This window comes from Sphingomonas natans (genome assembly GCF_030546695.1).
In the GTDB taxonomy this organism is placed as follows: domain Bacteria; phylum Pseudomonadota; class Alphaproteobacteria; order Sphingomonadales; family Sphingomonadaceae; genus Sphingomonas_I; species Sphingomonas_I natans.
In genome coordinates, this window is the sequence record NZ_JAUOTP010000005.1 from 18,465 (window position 1) to 40,994 (window position 22,530).

Sequence of the window (22,530 nt, forward strand, 5' to 3'; positions counted from 1 at the left end):
TCACTGGACCCGGGAAATCCGCGCCGCCGCCTTCAGTCCTTCTGATCGGCATAGGCCTTGACCAGCTGATAGAGAAACGCCCGCCCGTTCATCAGCGAACTCACGCGGATGCGCTCGTTGAGGCCGTGCACGCCGTTGCCGTCCGGATCGCGGAACAGGCCGGAGACGCCGTAGGTGGGAATGCCGGCCGGGGTGAGCGAGACGGCGTCGGTCGCGCCGGTCGCCATGTGCGGGATCACGGGCACACCGGGCCATATGCCCGCCGAGATGCGGCGCGCCGGGCCGAGCAGCGTCTCCGTGACGGGGGCCGGGCTCATCGGCCGATAGCCGCGGCTGGCCGTGACCTTCACCTCGGGATCGTCGATCGCCTTGACCAAAGCCGCCTGCACAGCGTCCTGCGACACGCCCGGTATCACGCGGCAATTGATCGTCGCGGTCGCGCGCTGGGGCAGCGCATTTCCGGCATGGCCGCCATTCATCAGCGTCGCCACGCAGGTCGTGCGAAGCATCGAATGATATTGGGGTGATTTGTTGAGCCGGTCGTTCGCGGCCTTGTCGGTCGGATCGACCACGATCTTCGCCATCGCCGCGCCGTCCGCGCCGCCGACGATCTTGGCCATCTGCGTGAAATAACCGCGATTGGCGTCGATGAACTGGACGGGGAAGTCATATTTGCTGATCCCGTCCAGCGCGCGGGCTAGGCTGTAGATCGCATTGTCCGGGCGCGGCACCGAACTGTGGCCACCCGGATTGGTCGTCTCCAGCGTGAAGCTCATCACCACTTTCTGCGCCGCCTGGAAGGTCTGGACGACGGGCTTGCCGGCCGCATCCAGCTCGCCATAGCCACCCTCGTTGAGCGCGATGCCCGCGTCGATCAACGCGCGCTGATTGTCGACCAGCCACTTGGCGCCGTTGACGAAGCCGCCGCCTTCCTCGCCGCAGGTCAGCGCCATCTTGATCGTGCGCAGCGGCTTGTAGCCCTCCGCTTTGTATCGCAGCAGATTGTCTGCCCAGATGGCGTCCTGGCCCTTCATGTCGGCGACGCCGCGCGCGTAGAAGAAGCCGCCTTCCTCGATCAAGGTATAAGGGTCGCGCGTCCAGTCGGCGCGGCGCGCATTCACGACATCGACATGGCCGAGCATCAGCACAGGCTTGAGCTTCGGATCGCGGCCCGAAAGCACCGCGACGAGGATGCCGGCCTTCGGATCGCCGTCGGGCACGAAGCGATGCAGATCGGCCTCGGGGAAGCCTGCCGCCTTCATCCGCGTGGCAAGCGCATCGATCACGGCGGTGCAGCTGCCGCCTTCCTGCGCCGAATTGATCTCGACCATTTCCTTGAACATCGCGCGGAAGGCGGGCTCGCCCGCGGTCGGCGCAGGCGCCGCGTCGAGCGGTGCGGATACGATCGCGGTGGCGAGCAGCAGGGATGCAAATTGATTTGCCATGATGCTCCTCACCAGCCGAAGACGTAGCGTTCGCGGCGAACGTCGGCGCCGCCCCGCAGATTGCCGCCGGGCGCGACGCCGGCGGCGACGATGCCGGTCGAGACGCCATACGGCCCCAGCACCACCAATTTGTGCCCGCGCGCGGCGAGATCGGCGCGCACCGCCGTCGGTACGCGATCCTCGATCTCCAGCTCACCCGGCGCATCCTCCTTGCGGCCGAACGAGCCGTGGAAATGGTTAGAATTGATGCGCGGCGCCTCGATCGAGGCCTGCAGCGGCTCGCCGAAGGCCAGCACGCGCAGCAGCACATTGGCGATCTGCTGGTCCTGGTTGTCGCCGCCGGGCGTGCCGATCGCGAGAAACGGCGCGCCGTCCTTCAGCACCATCGAGGGCGAGAGCGTCGTGCGCGGGCGCTTATAGGGCACCAGCAAGTTGGGGCTTGTCGGATCCAGATCGAAGACGGTCAGCCGATTGCTCATCGGCACGCCGGTGTCGCCGGCAATATAAGCGCCGCCTAGCAGCCAGCCTGAACTCGGCGTGCAGCTGAACAGATTGCCGTCCTTGTCGACCACCTCGATCGCGGTCGTGTCGGCGGTCGGCCCGGCCGGCTTCTCGATCTTGTGCGGCGTGAAAGCCGGCGTGGTGCGGCGCTTGCCTTCATATTTCCACGGATTGCCATAGCGATGCTCGAGCGATGCCATCGGCCCGATCAGCTTGGCCCGCTCGGCTGCATAGGCCTTGGAGAGCAGCCCCTTTGCAGGCACGGTCGCGAAATCCGGATCGCCGAAATAGGCGTTGCGATCGTCGAAGGCGAGCTTCATCGCCTCGGTGAGCGTGTGAAGATAGAGCGCGCTGCCCGGCTCCATCTTCGAAATGCCCGCCGCCTCGGCGATCTGCAGCGTCATCAGCAGGGTCGGCCCTTGGCTCCAGAAACCGCCCTTGCAGATCGTGTAGCCGAACACGTCGGCGGTCGCCGGCGCCTCGACCTTGCCCTCGTAGCGGGCGAGATCCTCGTAGCGCATCAGCCCGCCATCCGCCTGCATCGCCGCGCCGATGCGCCGCGCGATATCGCCCTTGTAGAAGGCGTCGCGGCCCGCCTGAATCGCCGCCTTGCGATCCTGGGTCGCGGCGAAGCTCGCGCGGCTCGCATCGGCGACGATGCGCATCGTGCGCGCAAGATTGGGCTGACGAAACATCTCGCCCGTCACCGGCGATTTCCCGCCCGGATAATACGTGTCGTAGGCCGTCTTATATTGAGACGTCGCCTTCTTCTGGCTGGCGAAGACCTCGGCCAGGAAATTGTACATCACGAACCCGTCGGCGAGCTCGATCGCATACTCCATCACCTCGTGCAGAGTCTTGGTGCCGTTGAGCGCGAGCGCCTTCGCCATCGCATCGACCATCGCCGGGATCGTGCCGCCATTCGGGCCGTTGCCGGGTATGACGCCCTCCTTGGCGAAATAAGCGGGCGTGGCGAGGCCGGGCGCGACGCCCTGGCCGTTGATCACGGAGACCGTCTTGGTCTTCGCGTCATAGATGATCGAGGGCGCCTCTCCGCCGAACCCGAAATGCGAGATTTCGGTGACCGAGGCAGCGAACACCGCGGCGACGCCCGCATCGGTGGCGTTGCCGCCCGCCATCAGCATCTTCACGCCCGCCGCGACCGCATAATGGCGACCGGCGGCGACGATCCCGAAATCGCCGACGATCTCCGGGCGCAACGTCTCTCCCGCGCTCTTGAGGCGGGTCGGTTCGATAGCCGGCTTGTCCTGCGCGAAGGCCGGCGAGCCCGCCACGGCGGCGGCGGCAGCCATGCCGCCCATCAGCCCGCCGAGCTCGCGCCGGGTCACTCCGAAATCGTCCGGTCGATTCTTGGCCACGTCGCCTCCGCTTTTTGCGCCGACGCGACATCACCCCTGCGCCCGGCCCCGCTCGCTAATATCCTGACAGAAACGCGGACGCCGACGCCGTCGACGACGCCGATCGCCAACGATGTACCGTGAGGACGACAAGTCGCCCGGCGACACCACATCGATCTCCCTTGACCAGATCATGGCGAAAAGAATGATGCGAGCAAGCGGTTTGATGCGTGATGAAAACAAATTCGTAGATATTCTGAAATTCTAACGTAACCTGTCGATCAGCGGCGGATTCGCAGGGGGCAAACTTGCGATTCGTAAGCCGAGGCAGCGTGAATAGCTGCCGATGGGAGGGATGCCCGAACACTATACGGGATCCTGCACGCACAAATCCATCACATCATCGTTGAGTAAGGCGCTCGCTCGGGGTTTTCGAGGCGTTTTGCCGGATCGTCGATTGTAAAACGTCAAATCAGCCAGCGTAGCAGGAGAATTACCTTCCGCCCCGGGCAGGCGGAAGTCGTGTCGCGAAACAGGGGAAAGCGCCGATGACGATCAAGGTTACGACCGCCGCATTGCTTGGGGTGAGCATCGCGACCCTCGCGGCAGGCATGGCATCCGCGCAGACGGCGGCTCCGATAACGGTGGCGCAGGCCGATCCGCAGGCGGAGACGTCGAGCGCCGATCCGGGCGGCGAGAATGCGCCGCGTTCGGAGGACATTCTCGTCGTCGGCTCGCAGATCAAGGGTGCACGCATCACGGGCGCGCTGCCCGTCAATGTCGTCGGCATCGATCAGATCGAGGGCGTCGCCGCCGTCTCGGGCGCGGATCTGTTCCGATCGATCCCGCAATTGGGCGGCGTGACGTTCAACGAGCAGGTGCTGGGCGGCGGCAACGCCAATGCCGCGCGCGGCGACGTCTCGACGATCTCGCTGCGAGGCCTGGGCCAGGGCAATACGTTGATCCTGATCAACGGCCGCCGCACCGTGCTCCACCCCACTAGCCAGGCGATCACGGGCGTCGTCGATTCCGGCGTGCCGACCTTCGGCTACAACGCCAACGCGATTCCCGTCGGCGGGATCGAACGCGTCGAGGTGCTGCGCGACGGCGCCGCCGCGCTCTATGGCTCGGATGCGGTCGCGGGCGTCGTCAACAACGTGCTCCAGTCGAACTACAAGGGGTTCAGGATGGACTCCCAATATGGGTTCGCCGAGGGCACCAACGTCAAGGAGCTGAACGTCAACGGGCTGATCGGCACCGACTTCAACGAAGGTCGCGGCAATATCTCGCTGTTCGTCGGCTATGCGCGCAAGACCAAGCTCTACATCAGCGATAATCCCTATACCGCCAATCCGGACCGGCGACCTTACGTTGCCGGCACGTCCTATGCGGGCGTCGCCGCGTTCAACGGCACGAGCACGACCGCGCCCTGGGGGACGTTCCGCGCGACGGGCGCGGGCGTCATCACCTATAATGGCGTGGCGCTGACCAACGCCTCGCGCCAGTTCCACACCCAGCCTACCGGCAATGCCGGCTGCGTCGCGCCCACCGGCACTGCGGGCGTCTGCTACGATGACGGCGTCGGCACGACCGAGATGACCTCGCCCGCGGCCAATCCGCCAGACGCCAACCTGCGCTTCAACGCGCCCGGCACGTTCCCGGATCTAACCCAACAACCGTCCGTGAAGCGCCTCAACGCCTTCAGCTTCCTGAACTACGAGCTGGCCGACCACATCACCTTCTTCGGCGAGGCCGGCTTCTATGCGGCGCGGACGCACGCCACCGTCGGCGCGTCGAGCAGCCTGGCCAACATCCCGATCACGATGGCCGCCAACGCCTATTGGAACCCGTTCGGCCCGACCGGCTCGGTCAATCGCCTGCCCGGCCTCGTCGGCGTGCCCGCCGCCGGCCTGCCGATCACGATCAGCACGCTCGCTTATGTCGATCTCGGCTCGCGTCCGGTGGTCGTCACCAACTATCAGTACCGCTTCCTCGGCGGCCTGAAGGGCGACATCCGCAACTGGAACTGGGAGACGGCCGCGCTCTACAATTGGGCGACGGCTGCGGACAAGCAGGTCAATTTCTCGAACACCAAGCTGCAGGCGGCGATCAACAAGACCACGTCGGACGCCTATAATCCGTTCAACGGCGGCTGCGTGAACACGCCTTCCATCGGCGACTGCACGGCCAACAATCAGGCCACGATCGACAGTTTCCGCATCGAGGCGACCCGCCGGACGCGCACCTCGCTGGCGCTGGCCGACTTCAAGGTCTCGACGCCCAACATCCTCAACCTGTGGGGCGACAACAAGATCGGGCTGGCCGCGGGCGTCGAGATCCGCCGCGAGACCTATCGCGACGATCGCTCGACCTATCAGGGCGGCATCGCCGGCGTCGACACGACCTACACGGACTCGGTGACCGGCATCTTCTACGGTTCGGACCTCGGCGGCGCGAGCCCCAGCCCCGACGTGCGCGGCAAGCGCACCGTGAAGTCGGCTTATGCCGAGCTTGGCATCGGGCTGATCAGCCCGAACGACAACGTCCCCTTCGTCCGCGCGCTCGATTTCCAGGTCGCCGGGCGCTACGAAGATTATAGCGACGTCGGCGACGTGGCGAAGCCCAAGTTCGCGGGCTCGTGGGAGCTCCTGAAGGGGATGAAGCTGCGCGGCTCCTACAGCCAGGGCTTCCGTGCGCCGAACCTCGAGGTGATCAACACCTCCACGCTCGATCGCGTGAACACCGGCGTCGATTATGTCCTGTGCGAGGCAGACCTGCGCGCGCGCCGGATCACCAACTTCTCCCAGTGCAACCGCAGCATCTCGGTGCTGCGCCGCTCGGGCGGCAACCGCAACCTGAAGCCCGAAACCTCGAAGAGCTGGAGCTTCGGCACGGTGCTGGAGCCGCCGCTGCCGACCGGCTGGGGCAATGTCACGCTCACCGTCGATCGCTGGCGCATCAAGCAGAAGGACGTGGTCGGCCTGTTCGATTACCAGAACGGCCTGAACCTCGATTATCTGCAGCGCGTCGGCGGCAGCACCAACCCGAACGTCATCCGCATGGCGCCGACGGCCGACGATATCGCCGCGGTCGCCGGCACCGGCCTCGCCCCGGTCGGTCAGCTCCTGTACGTGATCGCCAACTTCCAGAATCTGCTGCCGATCACGGTGCAGGGCATCGATTTCCAGGTCGATTACCGGATCCGCAACACGCCGATCGGCAATTTTTCGCTCAACCTCAATGCCTCGAAGCTCATCTCTTATTATGTCGGCGTTCCGGCGGGCGTTCAGCAGGTGCTGGATGCGAAGGCGGCAGGCGTGCTCAACGCGGGTATCCCGCTGATCGGCGGCGGCGACGTCGTCGGCCGCGACGGCCAGCCGAAATGGCGCATCTCGGCCACCGGCACCTGGTCCTCCGGGCCGGTCACGATCGGCGCGTTCACGCAGTTTATCGACAATGTCTATGAAAGCGCCGTGCTGAACGCGAACGCGACGCCCTATCCGGTCAAGGGCCAGACGACCGTCAATCTCTACGTCCAATATACGTTCGGCGACGAGAGCAACCGCTGGCTGAAAGGCACATCGTTCCAGGTCGGCGCGCGCAACATTTTCGACAAGGATCCGCCTTTCTCGTCGGCGGGCTACCTCTCGAACCTCTACTCGCCGACCGCGCGCTACTGGTATGCGAGCGTCAAGAAGACCTTCTGGTAGGATCGGACAGACGGCCTCGGATCGATCGGTCCGAGGCCGGACGCCATCCGCACGAGCGGGCGTTGGAAAGTCCGCCAATCGTCATCGATCGATGTGTTTCCGCAGCGGAGCAGGTCGCAAATTTGCCCGGACCGTCCTCCGTCGGTTTGAAATCCCGACGGAGGGGTTCGCGTTCGTATCAACAGGGGAAGATCATGCCGCATCGCACTCTACGCACGTCGCTCATCGCCGTGTCGATTGCGGTGGGCGGCGTCGCGCCCGCGCGCGCCGAGCCTGCCAATCTTCCCCCGCCCGGCGGCGCGCAATCCTTCCCGATCGAGGTGCATCAGGGCACGTCGATGGCCGTGTCTGCCTCGCCGGACGGCAGGTGGCTGGCGATCGACCTGCAGGGCAGCCTGTGGATCGTGCCGGCGAAGGGCGGCAAGGCGAAGCGGATCACCGATTATTTCAACGATGCGCGCCAGCCGGTCTGGTCGCCCGACGGCAAGACGCTCGCCTTCTTTTCCTATCGGGAAGGAAGCTACGACCTGTACACGATGAAGCCCGACGGATCGGAGATGCGCCACGTCACTGAAGGCATCGCGGACGACCGCGAACCCGCATGGTCGCCGGATGGCACCAAGCTGGCCTTCTCGTCGGATCGCGCCGGCAAGGGCGCCGCCGGCTACAATATCTGGACGATCGATCTGGCGAGCGGCGCGCTGACGCAGCTGACCGCCGACGATTATGAGGATCGCATGCCTTCCTGGTCGCCGGACGCGAAGGAGATCGCTTATTCCAGCACGCGTGGGGTGGCGATGAGCCTCTACGCCGTGCCTGCCGCCGGCGGTGCCGAGCGCGTCCTGAAGGAAGGCAGCGCGCACTACGATGCGCCCGTGTGGACCCCCGACGGCAAGCTCGCCTACGTCGCGAACGATGCGAAAGGCAGCCGGCTGGAGATGGACGGCGTCCCGGTCTCGGGCGCGGAGAATGTGTTTCCGTTCAAGCTCTCCTGGCTGAAGGGCAGCAAAGAGTATGTCTATGTCTCGGACGGCCAGATCCGCCGCCGGGCCGGCGGCCGGCTGACGACGATACCCTTCTCGGTCACGCTCGACGTGACGCGCGCCAGCTATGCGCGCGCCAAGCGCGACTGGGATTCGACCAGCCCGCGCAAGGCACTCGGCATCCTCAAGCCCACGCTCTCGCCGGACGGCAAGGCGATCGCCTTCATCGCGCTGGGCGATCTGTGGACCGTGCCGGTCACCGGCGGTGCGCCGACCAACCTGACCAGGGATCATGCGATGGATGCGGATCCGTCCTGGTCGCCCGACGGCAGCCGCATCGTCTACAGCTCGGACAAAGGCGGCGGCCTGCCGCAATTGTGGGTGCGCGACCTGCGCACCGGCACCGCCCGCCAGCTGACCGACATCGCGACCCAGCCGCTGGGCGCCGCCTGGTCGCCCGATGGCAAGCAGATCGCCTTCATCGATGTCGACGGGCGCTGGGGCGTGGCCGGCGTGGCGCTGGCCGACGTCGCCAGCGGCAAGATCACGCGGCTGCAGGGTTCGCTGCCTCAGCCCGGCGAGCCGAGCTGGTCGGCGGACGGCAGGTCGGTCGTGATCTCGCTCTCCAAACTCTATTCCAAGAGCTTCCGCGAGGGCACCAATCAGGTCTTCGTCATTCCGACCGACGGCAAGAGCCCGCCCCGCTGGTACGTGCCCGATGCCGATCTCTCGATCGACACGCGCGGCGGCGGCGGGCCGGCCTGGTCGCCGGACGGCACCCGGATGGCGGCGATCTACGAAGGCGTCCTGCGCGTCTGGCCGGTCACGCCGGACGGCGCGCCCGTCGGGCCGCCGCGCAGCGTCAACAGCGAGATGTCGCATTACCCGACCTGGAGCGGGGATTCGCGAACGATCCTCTACCAGAACGAGGACAGGCTGAAGACCGTCGATCTCGAGACGGGGACAATCCGCGAGGTGCCGCTGGACCTCACCTACACGCTCGCCAAGCCGAGCGGGCGCACGATCATCCACGTCTCGGCGCTGGTCGATTCGGTCCACGACGTGACCCAGCACGACAAGGACATCGTGATCGACGGCAACCGGATCGCCGAGATCCGCGATCATGATGCCACGGCCCATAGCGGCGCCCGGGTGATCGACGGGACCGGGCTCACCGCAATCCCCGGCCTGATCGAGCATCACAGCCACGCGCAGAAGGATTTCGGCGCCGCGGGCAATCGCGCCTGGCTCGCTTACGGCATCACCACCGTCCGCGATCCGGGCAGCCAATGGTATGACGGGATCGAGAATCGCGAGGCGGCCGAGGCGGGCGTGCGGATCGGGCCGCGCATCTATTCGGGCGGGCCGTTGCTGGAATGGAACCGCACTTTCTACAAGATGGGCGTCGCGATCTCGGGCTATGCGCATCTGGAGCGCGAGCTGGGCGCGGTGAGCGCGCTCAAATATGATATGATCAAGTCCTATGTGCGGATGACCGATCTCGGCCAGCGCCGCATCGTCGAGGCGGCGCATGCGATGGGCGTGCCTGTGTCGGGCCACGAAATCTATCCGGCCGCCTATTCGGGAGTCGATGCGACCGAGCATACCGGCGCCACCAGCCGGCGCGGCTATTCGCCCAAGCAGGCGCCGCAAGGTCGCGCCTACGAGGACGTGATCCAGCTGTTCGGCAAGAGCGGGCGCACCTTCACGCCGACGATGTTCGGATCCTGGGGTCCGTATCTGGAGAAGCATCCCGAATTCCGCGCCGACCCGCGGGTGAAGCTCTATCCGGCCTGGGCGCAGGAGACGATCGTCGGCACGGACACGATGGGTGCCCTGCTCGCGCCGACCTATGCGGGATCGCTCAAGATGGTGAAGGACGCTTTTAATGCCGGCGCGCTGGTGACGGCGGGCACCGACACGCTGATGGCGCCCAATCTCCATTCGGAAATCTATGCCTATGTCGTCGCCGGGCTCACGCCTTTCCAGGCGCTGCAGACCGTCACCGTCAACTCGGCAAAGGATCTCAACCTCGACGCCGGCACGCTGGAGCCGGGCAAACTCGCCGACATCGTCCTGGTCCAGGGGGATCCGCGCGCCGACATCTCGGCGACCTACAACGTCAGGAAGGTGGTCGCGAACGGCGTCGTCTATGACGAAACCGATCTGCTCAAGGCACCGAAGGATTGATGGGCCGACGTCTCCGATGCCGCAAAAGCGATGCCCTGACGGCCGGATCGATATCGCTCGCCCGATAAGCCGGCGACGTCGATACCTGCGTTAATCGAGCCGAGCAGCCGCCTCTGCATTTAGACATCAAAACTGCATCCTCCAAGTTATACATATATAAATTGGATCTATTCGTCCTATTTATTGCAACTGAGGTTGCATTTTCTTTTTAACAACGAAAACAGTTTCGCTACCGTAACTTCGTATCTTCCGCCCACGACTTTGGATGAGTCGGACGAAATTGCCATAAGCTGTCAGACCTTGGTCTAACACTTGCAATCTTTAACCTGGATCAAACTCGCTCGATAACAAACGCGGCTCGTCGTGACCTGCTGGGTCAATGGAGAGCCTGTGTGACGAGTTTCTTTGCGTTTGCTCGCGTCGGAAGGATGTGGGTCCGGTTGATATGGCTGCTGGCAGCAGCGTCAGCGCTGTTGCCGGTAGCGTCCCGTGCCAACACGCCGTGCGCGGTCGGACCCGCCGCTCTTCCCGGGCTGCGCTTCACCAATGCCGGCGACGGCTCCTTCCAGCTGGTCGGTGTCCTGACCGGTGCGAACCTCAGCGCGTTCGGCCCCTGCAGTCCGCTGCCCCGCACGACCATCCGCCCGCTGGTGAACGGCACAGCAACGGCGACGCCCGGTGTCGAGGTCCCCAATGCGACGCAGCAGGGTGGCACTCTGGTCCGCGCGACCGTCACCGAGATCAATTATCGTCCGCCTTCGCCGGGCTTTTCGGGCAGCGACACGTTCACGATCGACAATAACAACACGTCGCAAGTGATCACGGTCACCGTCTTCGTCGATCCCGCCGCCGCCAGCGCGCCCGTAGTCTCCTCGCTTTCGCCTACGAGCGGCCCGGCCGCCGGCAATACCAGCGTCACGATCGGCGGCACCGGCTTCACCGGCGCCACTACGGTCCGGTTCGGAGCAACGGCGGCCACGGGCTTCACGGTCAACAGCGCCACCTCGATCGTCGCGACCGCGCCAGCGGGCACCGGCAGCGTCAATATCACGGTCACTACGCCGGCGGGAACCAGCATTATCGGCGGGGGCAGCGGCTACACCTATATTGCGGCGCCCACCGCGGGCGCGACATCCGCCTCGGTGCCGTACAATATGGCGACAGCGATCGACCTCTCGGGATCGATCACCGGAGTGCATTCCAGTATCGCCGTCGCGAGCGCACCGGCACACGGGACGACCAGCGTTTCGGGCGATGTCGTCAGCTACACGCCTACCTCAGGCTATTCGGGGCCGGACAGCTTCACCTACACCGCCACCGGCTCCGGCGGCACCTCTGCGCCTGCCACGATATCGATCACCGTCGCTCCGCCTCCCGCGCCCGCGGCGAGCGCTCAGTCTGCGTCCGTCCCCTACGGCACCGCGACGGCAATCGACCTGTCGGGTTCGATCACCGGCGTGCATTCCAGCGTCGCGATTTCGAGCGGGCCGGCGCATGGCATGACCAGCGTGTCCGGCGACGTGATCACGTATACCCCGACCAGCGGCTACTTCGGCGCAGACAGCTTCAGCTACACCGCAACCGGCCCCGGCGGCACCTCCGCGCCCGCCACCGTGTCGGTCACGGTCGCCGCCCCCGCCGCGCCCACTGCGGCAGCCAGGTCGGTCTCGGCAGCACATAACACCGCAACCGCCATCGACCTGTCCGGCTCGATCTCCGGGGTGCACACAGGCACCGCCGTCGTCGGTAGCCCCGCGCATGGCACGACGAGCGTGTCTGGCGATATCGTCACCTACACGCCGGCGAATGGCTATATTGGCGCGGACAGCTTCACCTACAACGCTACGGGCCCGGGCGGCACGTCGTCGGCCGCTACCGTTTCGATCACCGTCGCCGCGCCCGCCGCGCCCGTGACGGCTGCGCAATCGGTCGCGGTGCCTTATCACACGGCCACGGCGATAGACCTGTCGGGATCCGTAACGGGGGTTCATTCCGGCATCGCCCTCGCTGGCGGCCCCACGCACGGCAGCGCCGGCATATCGGGCGATGTCGTGACCTACACGCCCGGCTCCGGCTATTCAGGGCTCGACAGCTTCACCTACACCGCTACCGGCCCCGGCGGCACCTCCGCGCCCGCCACCGTCAGCATTACCGTCGCGGCGCCGCCGGCGCCCGTGGCAGGTGCTCGATCTGCTTCCGTGCCCTACGACACTCCCGTCGCCATCGATCTCTCGGGATCGATCACGGGCATGCACGCCAGCATCGCCGTAGCCGGCACCGCCGCGCACGGCACGACCAGCCTCGCCGGAGACGTCGTGACCTACGCGCCTGCGAGCGGTTATTACGGTGCGGACAGCTTCACCTATACCGCGACGGGCCCTGGTGGCACGTCGGCGGCGGCGACCGTATCGATCACCGTTGCCGCACCCGGCGCGCCCACAGTCGCCGCAAGATCCGTTTCGGTGCCCTACGAGTCTGCGACGCCCGTCGATCTGTCCGCATCGATCTCCGGTGTGCACTCCAGCATCGCCATCGCGAGCGGACCGGCCCATGGCAGCACCAGCGTGTCGGGCGACGTCGTCACCTACACGCCGAGCCCCGGCTATTCCGGCGCGGACGGCTTCAGCTATTCGGCCACCGGCCCCGGCGGCACGTCCACGCCTGCCGTCGTGACGATCGCCATCGCCGCGCCCGCCGCTCCCGTCGCAGCCGCGAAGTCGGTTTCGGTGCCGTACGGCGCCGCCAGCCAGATCGACCTTTCCGAGTCCGTCACAGGCGCACATTCCGGTCTGGTCATCGCCGGCGCGCCGTCGCACGGGACCGCAACCGTCTCGGGCGATGTCGTCACCTACATGCCCGCGACGGGCTATCACGGCCCTGACGCCGTCACCTATGTCGCTACCGGGCCGGGCGGCACGTCGGCGCCCGCCAGCATATCGATCACGGTGGCCGACCCCGCCGCTCCCGTCGCCGTGCCCAGCTCGGCTTCGGTGCCCTACCGGAGCACCGGCACGATCGATCTGTCGACGTCCATCACAGGCGTGCACTCGAGCATTGGAATCGCGAGCGCGCCGTCGCACGGCACGGCGACGCTCAGCGGCGACGTGATCACGTACGTGGCGTCGCCCAGCTTTTCCGGAACGGACAGCTTGACCTTCACCGCTACCGGCCCCGGAGGCACGTCGGCCCCGGCCATAGTGACGATCACCGTCGCTACGCCGGATTCGCCGACCGCCTCGGGCCCCGCCGCGGTCAGTGCCGTATACGGCGCCGCAACCACGATCGACCTCTCGGGATCGATCACTGGCGTCCACACGAGCATCGCCGTCACCACGCCCGCGCACGGTACGGTCGGCGTCGCGGGAGATGTCGTCACCTACACGCCCGCTGCCGGCTATTTCGGGCCGGACAGCTTCGCCTTTGCCGTGACCGGCCCGGGTGGCGTCTCCTCGCCGGAGACCGTCAACCTGACCGTGGCGGCACCGGCGACGCCGGTCGTCTCCGCTCCCGCCGGCGTGACCGCCGCGTATGAGGCGCCGACCGTCATCGATCTTTCGGGTTCGGTCACGGGCGTGCACAGCGCGATCGCGATCGTGGCAGCGCCCGCGCACGGTGCGGCAAGCGTCAGCGGCGATGTGGTCACCTATACGCCGGTCGCCGGCTATTTCGGCGCGGACAGCCTCAGCTACGCGGCCACCGGTCCCGGCGGCACGTCGCCACCCCAGGTCATCGCGCTCACCATCGCTGCGCCCAGTGCTCCGATCGTCGCCGCCAAGGCCGATGTCGCGGTCGGCTACGGCACACCGCTCGCGATCGATCTCTCGTCGCTGATCAGCGGCGTTCACAGCGCGACCTCGGTCTCGCTCGCGCCGGCCCACGGCACGGCCAGCGTCGCTGGCGATGTCGTCACATACACGCCTGCTGCGGGCTATTCGGGGCTGGACAGCTTCGCTTTCACCGCGACCGGGCCCGGCGGCACCGCCAGTGCACAGACGATCGGCCTCACGGTCGGTGCGCCCGTCATGACGATCGCCGGCGAGCCGTTGCCGGGCGGGCAGATCAACACCGCTTATGCCGCTGCCGTGTCTGCCTCCGGTGGCACCGCGCCCTATAGTTACGCCGTCACATCCGGCACGCTGCCCGCCGGCGTGACTTTGTCCCCCACGGGCGCCCTCACCGGCACGCCGACGGCGAGCGGAGACTTCGCCGTCAGCGTGACCGCAACCGACAGTTCCACCGGCTCGGGCCCGTTCACCGCGGTCAAGTCCTATGTGCTGGCCATCGCGGCACCCCAGCCGCCGCAGGCGCAGGACGCGCCGGCCTCGGCCGTCACCGCCTCGACCGTCACGAGCAGCACCTCGATCGACATCGATCTCTCGGCACTCGTCACTGGCGCATATGACGACGTGCGCGTCGATACGCCGCCGCAGCACGGTAACGTCGTCGTCAATCGCGTCGGCCAGCAGCGGCTCCTCGCGCTCGGCGAGAAAAAGCCGCTGGCCAGCACGAGCTTCGTCGCCACCTACACGGCAGCGGCAGGCTATAAGGGCGCGGACGCTTTCACGTTCGTCGCGATCGGCCCGGGCGGCACCTCGCGTCCCGCAGCGGTCGCGATCGACGTCGTCGGCGCGGCGCCGACCGCCCGGTCCGTCACCGCCGCCACGGTCAACGGCCAGGCGGCGATCGTCGATCTCACGACCGGCGCGGGCGAAGGCCCGTTCACCGCAAGCACGATCGCCTCGATCACGCCCGCCGGCTCGGTCTCGGCGATACTGGTCGAGGGCGGCACAGCTACCGCCCGGACCTATCAGATGAGGATCACGCCGCTCGGGCGGTTCAGCGGCACGGCCGTCATCGGCTATACGCTCAGCAACATATTCGGCACGTCTGCGGTCGCGACGGTCACGGTCACCGTGACGGCGCGCCCCGATCCCTCGCAGGATCCGGCGGTGCGCGCGCTCAGCCTCGCCCAGGCCGAGGCTACCCGGCGCTTCGCCGCGACCCAGATCGACATTTTCAGTCGGCGGACAGAACAGTTGCATGGCGGCGGTCGCGGTAGCCAGCACGGGACGATGGGGATCCGCGTCAACGGCAGCGATCGTCCGGCTTCTACAGCGGGGCTGACGACAGATAGCACATCCGGCATCGTCCAGATTGACGATGGCGGTCAGCCGGCGCTCTCGACGACAGCCGCCAGCGGCGCCCCGGCCGAGGCGACGGACGACGGAAACCGCGCGATCGGCTCGGCCGCGGTCTGGAGTGGCGGCGCGATTATGATCGGCACGCGCGATGCCACCACGCGGCGCGACCGGTTCAGCGTCTCGAGCTCCGGTCTCAGCGCCGGGATCGACGTCAAGCTGACCGACAGACTGATCGTCGGCGCGGGCGGAGGCTACGGCGGCGAGCGCTCGCGCATCGCCGAGGGCGCGGCGCATCTCACGGCCGATAGCTGGATGGGCTCACTCTACGGCAGCTTCCAGCCGGCCCGTGGCGCGTTCCTCGATGGCGTGCTGGGCATTGGTGGGCTCGACTTCGCCACGCGCCGCGCGGTCTCGGCCAATGCCGCGACCGCGCGCGGTCAACGCGACGGATCGATGGTCTTCGCCTCGCTCGCCGCCGGCATCGACCGCAGCAGTGATCGCACCTCCTTCTCCGCCTTCGCCCGCGCCGAATATATGTCGGCCCGGCTCGGCGCTTATTCGGAAGAGGGTGCCGGAATGTACGATCTCGCCTTCGGCAGACGCTCGCTCGAATCGCTCTCCAGCGTCCTTGGCGTGCGTGCCGGAATGACCCTGGGCGCGATCATGCCGCGCGTCCGCTTCGAATGGCGGCACGAGTTCAGCGGCAGCGGCGCGCAGGCGCTCGATTATGCCGATCTCGCCGGTCTCTCCTACGCGATCACCAACGATCGATGGCTGCGCGACGCCATCCAGCTCGAGGCCGGTACGGGCGTGAATCTGGGGGGCGACTGGACGCTGGGGCTCGACATCGGCGCCGCGCTCGGACGGGGAAGCCGGCTGGGTTCGGGCAAGGTCAGTGTCGGAGGAAAGTTCTGATCGGGAAGGCCGGCCCACATCAGCCGTCAAGCCGGCCGCCTCGCTTGTCCTAAGCGACGAGAGCGGCGCCGATCTCCGCTCGGGACGGGCCGCGGATCGTATCGAGCCCGTCGCTGGTCCAGCGAATGAGCCCTGCGCTTTGGAACCTCGCAAGCCAGCCTTCCATCGGCCATCGCCCCCAGATGTCATGGAACAGCCGGGCGTTGGCGACGATATCGTCGAAATGCTGGAGCGGCGGATCGTAGGTCGCATGATGTTGATGGCAGGCGATCGCCCCGCCGAGAAAGCGCAGGGGCAGTCCGGCGGTAGCTGCCCGGAAGCCGAAGTCGGTATCTTCGGCGCCGTAGCCCGCAAACCGTTCGTCGAAGCCCCCCAATGCCTCGAAACGTGCGCGGCGGATGCCGAAGGCGAGCGACCAGAACAGGCCCGGATTGGTCTCGGTGCGAACTCCGGCGCGCGGGAAGTCGCGCACCGGATGCGATGCGCCGGCCGCCAGCAGCGAGGCATCGTCCCAGACGACGCGCTCGTCGCCGGCGCCCAGATAGCGGACCTCGGCGCAGACGAGGCTGTCCTCGCGCTCCAGCAGGCCCGCGACATCCCCGATCATCGTCGCCAGCGGAATGCAGTCGACATCGAGGAACACGAGCCGGGCACCTTTGCTCGACTGCGCCGCCAGGTTGCGCGCTGCGGCAAGCGGAAGGCCGTCCGTTTCGTGCCGGATCAACCGGATCGGCAGCGCCCCCGCTTCGATCGTGACGGGCTCGTCGCTCATGTCCACGACGATGACTTCGTCGGGCTGGAATGAACTCCGGCGCACGCCCGCGATAAGCTGCGCCAGATGCGCGGCACGGTTCTTCACGATCGTCAGCAGGCTCACGCCGCTCATGATCGGCGCCACAGGTCCAGCCGATACTTTTCGCGCCGATCGGCCCGCTCGACCCTGAGGATCGGGTGCAGCCTGTCCCACAGCGCCTCGACCGCACCATCGCCCGTCTGCGGATAATCGGTCTCGCCCGTCCAGTGCACGAGCAGGATCCGCCCCCCCGGCGCGAGCGCCCCGGCGATCTGGTCCGCCGCCCGCCCGAGATCGCCCGCGTCCCAATAATAAGCGACCTCCGAGAGGATCATGAGATCGAACCGCGCCGCGCTTGGCTGCTCGCGCGGATAAGCCATCTGTTCGAACGTCACGTTCGGCTGGTCGGCGCAGCGTTTGCGCGCGCGGTCCAGCGCGGTCGTACTGACATCGATCGCGAGCAGGGCACCGCAGAGCGGCGCGAGCCGACGCGTCAGCGCACCCTGCGCGCAGCCTATCTCGAAGCCGCGTTCGTAGCGCCGGTCCGTAATCGCCGCGATGCTGTCGTCGAACTTGGCGGCTTCGTAGCTTTCGCTGTCGAGTCCCCACGGATCCTCGTCTGCGGCGAAGATGCCTTCGAAATAATCGGCGTCGAGCGAGTTCTCATGCCGCATGACGGCTCTCCCAAAGATAGAGGCGGTCGCGCGCGGGCATGCGCTGCTTCGCGCGCGGCAGGCGGAAGCCCGGGCCGAACGACGCGGTCAGCTGGCTGCGATGCGCCTGCAAGGCGTGGCGGCGAACGCCGACCGGCATCGCCTTCGTCTCGAATGCGCGACCGGACGGGGCGGTCTCGCTCCACACCGCATATCGAAAAAGCGCCAGCGAACCGGGCGTGCGGCGACATACCGCGCGGGCGAGCTGGAAGGCCGCGGCATGATCGCAATGCGGCTCGTCGCCCGCCGTCACCGCGATCGCATCGATGCGACGAGTTCGGCACAGGGCCAACAGACGATCCTGCGTGCGCCGGAGCGCGCCAGCGTCGGCGGCATGCGGGTCGGCGTCCCGCCAGCCGAGAAAGACGGGCGCAACCGCGCCCTGCTTGGCGAGCCGACGCAGCGCCAGCCCCGCTTCGCGCTCGCGGAGGGTGATCAACCGTCGGCGCGCGCCGGCGTCATCGCACGCATGCGAGCCGGATCCGTCGGTCATGAAGGCGACCGCACCCAGCCGCCCCGCGCGCGCCGCCTCGGCGATGAGCGCCCCCGCCCCCAAAGTCTCGTCGTCGGCATGGGGCGCCAGGATCAGCCAGCGCGCTCGCGCGAAGATGCTCCGGTTCAGCGGGATCGCTACCATAAGGGGTCCTCGCCCCAGCAATCCCGGTCCAGCCAGGCGAGCGCGGCCTGATCGCGCGCATGATCGGGGCCGGCCTGGCGCAGATACAGGCTGAGATCGCGGATGATCTTGTCGGCGCGCTCGCCGTCGAACGCACTGCGCGTGCCGATCGCGCGCGCCGCCAGCTCCATCACGTCGAGCGCGGCCCGCTCGACGATCCCGCGCGTCATCTGCGCGAAAGCGGGCGTGTCGGGATGCTCGTCCGCGGCGCGCTCGGCGCAGGCCTTCACCCAGAACCAGGCGGTGCGCGTCGCCGCCACCGCCGCCCCGAACTTCGCGCGCTGCAGCGGATCCGCGCGCGCCGTCGCCGACATCGCCGCACGCAATTCCTGCAAGAGGCCCTCGATCCCGCCGAGCTGGACTGCGGTGAAGCGCCAGGCGCCGCCCGTGAAGCGCGGATCGCGATCATAATCGCCGGGCTCGCCGAGCAGGTCGTTCGCCTGCACCGGCACGCCATCGAGGCGGTACAGCCCGCTCAGGGTCGCGCGCATGCCGCGCACGCGCCAGCCGCGCGTATCGGCGCGGGCCGTGTCGTTGGCGGGCACGATCGCGACACGCCTCTGCCCCTCGGGCGGCTGAACCGTCACTAAGGAAAAATCGAGGCCGCCCGCGCCGCTGGCGAAGCTCTTCGCGCCGGTCAGTGCGCCCGACGCCCCATCGAAGGAGAGCGCGACGCCGGGGCTGGGCTCGGTCGCCCAGACGCCGAAGAAGCGCCCCGCCGCGAGCTGCGAGCCGAGCCAATCCTGTTGTGCCGCGCTGCCATACCAGTCGAACAGGCGCAGCGCGTTGACATGGCCTTCGAACAGGCGCCCGACGCTCAGATCCCCCCGGCCAACGAGGCGGAGCGCATCGAACATCGCCGCATGAATCGCCCGCGCGCTCTCGAACACGTCGCCGCCGCTGGCAAGCGGCGCGAACCTGCGATGAAGGCCGCACGCTGCGACCGCCGCGAGGCTTTCGGCCGGAAAGCGCGGCGTCTCGTCATAGCCCGCGCCGAGCGCGCACAGCTGCTCGAACAGGTCCCGGTCGGCATCGCCTGCGGTCATGCGCGCTGCTCCGCCATCGCAAGCAGGAAGGCGGCAGCACGCGCCGGTCCGTCCGGATCATGCAGCTTCGCGCCGACTCCGGTCGCTGACGCGGCGGTCTCGGCGAGGACCGCCTGCCAGTCCTCCGCCACCGGCCAACTTTCGCGAACAACCGCCGCCCTGGCAGCGCGCAGCTGCCGGGCCTTTGACCTTTGTTCGTCGAAGGGCCGCGCTTCGGGCAGGCACAGGAAAGGCTGCCCGGCCGCGAGCACCGCGCTCACGACCCCGTCCCCGCCCCCGCCGATGACGACGGTCGCACGGTCGATCTCGGCGGCCACGTCATCGACCCAACCCAGCATCTGAAGGTTTGCGGGGGCATCCGAGACAGGCTCGATCAATCCGGCGACCCGCCAGTGGCGATCGGGTGTCGCCCGCGCCGCAGCGGCGAGCGCCGGTCCATCGATCATGCTCCCGCCTGCGCCGACGACGACGAGGATATCGTCGCGCGGCGCATCCGGTGCCGGCTCCGACCGATGCGCGGTGAGCCCCGAAAAATAGGTCGTTTTCGCGCGCACCCAGTCCGGTGTCGCCGGATCGTCGAGAGCCTCGTCGAACGGCGCGATCAGCGCGTGTGCCGCGCGGAACGCGTCGAGATGCGCCGGGTCGTCGCGCAGCCCGGCGAGGCGGACATAGACGACCGGCGTCGCCGCCAGACGCGCGAGCATCGCCACCTCGACCGACACGTCGACGACGATCAAGGCGGGCCGCTCGTCCGCGATCCAGCGGCTCACGATCGCGACCCGCTCGCGGATGCCATCATGGTCGATCGGTGCAAAATGGAGCGCCTGCGCGCGATGCGCCTCGCCATCCGCGCCCGCGAAGCCCTGTTCCGGCAGGCAATCGTCGGGCAGCTCGATCGTCCGGACCCCGCCGGTCCGGCCCGCCAACCCGGTGCCGAGCAGTACGAGCCGCTCTCCTATCGAGTCGGCAAGGGCCAGCGCGCGCTGGCGATGCCCGTCGCCATGATGGTGGACATAATAGCCGATCGGACGCGCCATCAGGCGGCGTCCGCCAGCCGCATGTCGTGCGGCATCGGCGGCAGCGCGGCCTCCTCCTGCACGATCCGGCGCTCGCCTTGGGGGTGCCCCCTCAGCGCGCGGCGCCATTCGGCCCGCGCCTGCCAGTGCGTGAAGGCCGGTGCGACGAGCGCGTCGCCCATGCCGGCCTCGCCGTGCAGCCGGCGCATGTCGTCCGCCATTCCGCCCGCCGCGCGGCCGTCCTGGCGCGGCGAGACATAGGTCCACACGCTCGCCGGATGCGCGAGCCGCCCGCCCACCGTGATCGCCGCATCCACCAGAGCGCGGTCCTCGCCCAGCGCCAGCAGCGGCACGCCGCCGGCCGCGCGGTAGAGGCTCGTCGGCAGAGCGAGGCTCGCGCCCGTATGATCGCCGTGGCGCGGCGCCGGATCCCAGGGCCGCGGATCGATCGCATCCTCGATCGCGCGGACCCGCTCCCAATAGGCGTCCCACAGATGGCGGGCATTCTGCACGAGCGGCGCGAGCGGTTCCTCGGGATCGATTACGATCCGACCGCCGATCATGTTCGCGCCGCCGGCGGACGCCGCCAGATTCGCGCCGATCCAGGAGGGCGGCGGCCGGCAGTCGGCATCGGTCGACAGCAAAAGCCCGGCGGGACTGACCGCCGCACCCAGATCCATCGCCCGCCGACGCGCCGACCCGGCATGCGCGAGCGCCGGCGGAAACGACGCTTCGTCGAGATGCAGCTGCAGCCGGCTGCCCGGCCGTGCCGCGATCACCCGGACCAGCTCCGCCGAGCCGTCGTCGCTATTGTTGATGCACAAAGCGATCGGGATCAGCCCGTCCACATCCTGCGCCGCCAATGCTTCGAACAGCCGCGGCAGTCGCGCGGCCTCGTTGCGCGCGGGCACGCAGACGCAAAAGGGCGGGGTCATGCGGCAGCGACCTCCAGATCGTTGGCCGCGTCCGAATGCGACGCGGGAAGCATGCGCGCCGACATGATCTCTTCGTAAAGCCGTTCGTAGCCGTCGATCATCGCTCCGGCATCGCACTTGCGCTCTGCGCGGGCTCGACAGGCCAGGCGCGAAAGCCCGAGCGCGGCGCGCGCCGCCTCGGCCAGCGCCCGCGGATCGTCGGGCGTCGCCAGCACGCCGCTCGTCGCATCGAGGATCGCGGGGATCGCGCCGCGCGCATACGCGGCCACCGGCGTGCCGCAGGCCAGCGCCTCGGCGACGACCAGCCCGTAAGGCTCTTCCCAGCGCGGTGTGCACAGGAACGCGCGCGCACCGCCGATCAGCCGGCCCAGCGCGCCATGATCGAGATGACCCAGATATCGCGCTTTCGGCCCGAGCTTGGGTGCGATCTCGGCCTCGTACCAGTCGCGATCCGAGATCGGGCCGGCAATCCGCAACTCCATGTCCAGCAGCCGCGCCGCCTCGATGGCGTGATCGAGGCCCTTCTCCGGCACGATGCGACCATACCAGACGAGATAGGGCTGCGCGTCGGGCACGAGCCGGAACGGGAAGCGCGCGAGATCGACGCCATTCTCCACGACCCGATCGATCGGTACGATCGGGCTCCACAGCCCCCTGATCGCTTCCGAGACCGCCACGAACCGCATCGTCTCCGCGCGGCACAGCCTGATGCCGCTCTCGAGCCAGCAGAAGGGCGGCGTGTGCAAGGTCGTCACCATCGGCGCCGAAATCGTGTCGGCCATCGTCACCGGCAGATAATGAAGCGAATTGTTGTGGATGATGTCGAAAGACCGGTGCCGGAGTGCGGACATCAGCGTCAGATAGGCATGATGCTCGCGGAAGAAGGTGACATCGACGGCCTCGGCGGTCCCTGTGCCGAGCAAAGCCGTCTCGTCGCAGATCGCCTCGTTCTTCAGATCGGGATCCGAGCGCGTCGATGCGAACAAGGTGACGTCATGTCCGCGCGCGGCGAGCGACGTCGCGAGCATGTGCGTATGCATCTCCAGGCCGCCGGCGAACGGCTCGCCGATCGCATGCTTGAGGTGCGCAATGATCCCGATCCGCATAT

The 22,530-nt window shown here is 67.7% G+C and carries 12 protein-coding genes; 3 read left to right on the top strand and 9 right to left on the bottom strand.

Features of this window, described 5'->3' with window-relative positions; genetic code table 11:
- Window positions 1-32: 32 nt before the first annotated feature.
- Window positions 33-1,445, bottom strand: a complete 1,413-nt coding sequence (locus tag Q4F19_RS11985; protein ID WP_303542856.1) for a M20/M25/M40 family metallo-hydrolase — start codon at window positions 1,443-1,445, stop codon at window positions 33-35.
- An 8-nt stretch (window positions 1,446-1,453) separates the two neighbouring features.
- Entirely contained in the window at window positions 1,454-3,268 is a 1,815-nt protein-coding gene (locus Q4F19_RS11990; RefSeq protein WP_431312402.1) for a gamma-glutamyltransferase family protein, read from the bottom strand.
- A gap of 584 nt (window positions 3,269-3,852) precedes the next feature.
- On the opposite strand from Q4F19_RS11990, the gene Q4F19_RS11995 reads away from it, so the two are divergent.
- The 3 genes from Q4F19_RS11995 to Q4F19_RS12005 all read left to right on the top strand — a co-directional run bounded on the left by Q4F19_RS11995 (window position 3,853) and on the right by Q4F19_RS12005 (window position 16,243).
- Window positions 3,853-7,014 carry a TonB-dependent receptor domain-containing protein gene (locus tag Q4F19_RS11995; RefSeq protein WP_303542860.1) on the top strand — a complete coding sequence of 1,054 codons (3,162 nt, stop codon included), beginning with the start codon at window positions 3,853-3,855 and terminating at the stop codon, window positions 7,012-7,014.
- Between the two features lie 194 nt (window positions 7,015-7,208).
- On the top strand, window positions 7,209-10,187 hold the full coding sequence (locus Q4F19_RS12000) for an amidohydrolase family protein (protein ID WP_303542862.1): 2,979 nt from the start codon (window positions 7,209-7,211) through the stop codon (window positions 10,185-10,187).
- A gap of 440 nt (window positions 10,188-10,627) precedes the next feature.
- A complete protein-coding gene (locus Q4F19_RS12005; RefSeq protein WP_303542864.1) occupies window positions 10,628-16,243 on the top strand; it encodes an Ig-like domain-containing protein in 5,616 nt (1,871 codons plus the stop codon).
- A gap of 49 nt (window positions 16,244-16,292) precedes the next feature.
- On the opposite strand, the gene Q4F19_RS12010 is transcribed toward Q4F19_RS12005, so the two are convergent.
- Genes Q4F19_RS12010 through Q4F19_RS12040 form a run of 7 tightly spaced genes read right to left on the bottom strand, consistent with a single transcriptional unit; the run spans window position 16,293 to window position 22,528 of the window.
- Window positions 16,293-17,129, bottom strand: a complete 837-nt coding sequence (locus Q4F19_RS12010; protein ID WP_303542866.1) for a glycosyltransferase family 2 protein — start codon at window positions 17,127-17,129, stop codon at window positions 16,293-16,295.
- Window positions 17,126-17,710 (bottom strand): class I SAM-dependent DNA methyltransferase, encoded by a 585-nt coding sequence (locus Q4F19_RS12015; protein WP_303542868.1) that lies wholly within the window; start codon window positions 17,708-17,710, stop codon window positions 17,126-17,128. The genes Q4F19_RS12010 and Q4F19_RS12015 overlap by 4 nt, the downstream gene beginning before the upstream one ends.
- Entirely contained in the window at window positions 17,700-18,386 is a 687-nt protein-coding gene (locus tag Q4F19_RS12020) for a PIG-L deacetylase family protein (protein ID WP_303542870.1), read from the bottom strand. The genes Q4F19_RS12015 and Q4F19_RS12020 overlap by 11 nt, the downstream gene beginning before the upstream one ends.
- Window positions 18,380-19,471, bottom strand: a complete 1,092-nt coding sequence (locus tag Q4F19_RS12025) for an acyl-CoA dehydrogenase family protein (protein ID WP_303542873.1) — start codon at window positions 19,469-19,471, stop codon at window positions 18,380-18,382. The genes Q4F19_RS12020 and Q4F19_RS12025 overlap by 7 nt, the downstream gene beginning before the upstream one ends.
- On the bottom strand, window positions 19,468-20,508 hold the full coding sequence (locus tag Q4F19_RS12030) for a glycosyltransferase (protein WP_303542875.1): 1,041 nt from the start codon (window positions 20,506-20,508) through the stop codon (window positions 19,468-19,470). The genes Q4F19_RS12025 and Q4F19_RS12030 overlap by 4 nt, the downstream gene beginning before the upstream one ends.
- A complete protein-coding gene (locus tag Q4F19_RS12035; protein ID WP_303542877.1) occupies window positions 20,508-21,422 on the bottom strand; it encodes a glycosyltransferase family 2 protein in 915 nt (304 codons plus the stop codon). Before Q4F19_RS12035 ends, Q4F19_RS12030 begins: the two co-directional genes overlap by 1 nt.
- Window positions 21,419-22,528, bottom strand: a complete 1,110-nt coding sequence (locus Q4F19_RS12040; RefSeq protein ID WP_303542879.1) for a glycosyltransferase family 4 protein — start codon at window positions 22,526-22,528, stop codon at window positions 21,419-21,421. The genes Q4F19_RS12035 and Q4F19_RS12040 overlap by 4 nt, the downstream gene beginning before the upstream one ends.
- Window positions 22,529-22,530 lie beyond the last annotated feature (2 nt).

What these genes read in the sequence shown, in the direction of transcription:
- Q4F19_RS12000 (WP_303542862.1), top strand. Translation starts at nt 7,209, where the DNA reads ATGCCGCATCGCACTCTACGCACGTCGCTCATCGCCGTGTCGATTGCG.
- Q4F19_RS12015 (WP_303542868.1), bottom strand. Translation starts at nt 17,710, where the DNA reads ATGCGGCATGAGAACTCGCTCGACGCCGATTATTTCGAAGGCATCTTC.
- Q4F19_RS11995 (WP_303542860.1), top strand. Translation starts at nt 3,853, where the DNA reads ATGACGATCAAGGTTACGACCGCCGCATTGCTTGGGGTGAGCATCGCG.
- Q4F19_RS12020 (WP_303542870.1), bottom strand. Translation starts at nt 18,386, where the DNA reads ATGGTAGCGATCCCGCTGAACCGGAGCATCTTCGCGCGAGCGCGCTGG.
- Q4F19_RS12010 (WP_303542866.1), bottom strand. Translation starts at nt 17,129, where the DNA reads ATGAGCGGCGTGAGCCTGCTGACGATCGTGAAGAACCGTGCCGCGCAT.
- Q4F19_RS12030 (WP_303542875.1), bottom strand. Translation starts at nt 20,508, where the DNA reads ATGGCGCGTCCGATCGGCTATTATGTCCACCATCATGGCGACGGGCAT.
- Q4F19_RS11985 (WP_303542856.1), bottom strand. Translation starts at nt 1,445, where the DNA reads ATGGCAAATCAATTTGCATCCCTGCTGCTCGCCACCGCGATCGTATCC.
- Q4F19_RS12025 (WP_303542873.1), bottom strand. Translation starts at nt 19,471, where the DNA reads ATGACCGCAGGCGATGCCGACCGGGACCTGTTCGAGCAGCTGTGCGCG.
- Q4F19_RS11990 (WP_431312402.1), bottom strand. Translation starts at nt 3,268, where the DNA reads ATGGGCGGCATGGCTGCCGCCGCCGCCGTGGCGGGCTCGCCGGCCTTC.
- Q4F19_RS12040 (WP_303542879.1), bottom strand. Translation starts at nt 22,528, where the DNA reads ATGCGGATCGGGATCATTGCGCACCTCAAGCATGCGATCGGCGAGCCG.
- Q4F19_RS12035 (WP_303542877.1), bottom strand. Translation starts at nt 21,422, where the DNA reads ATGACCCCGCCCTTTTGCGTCTGCGTGCCCGCGCGCAACGAGGCCGCG.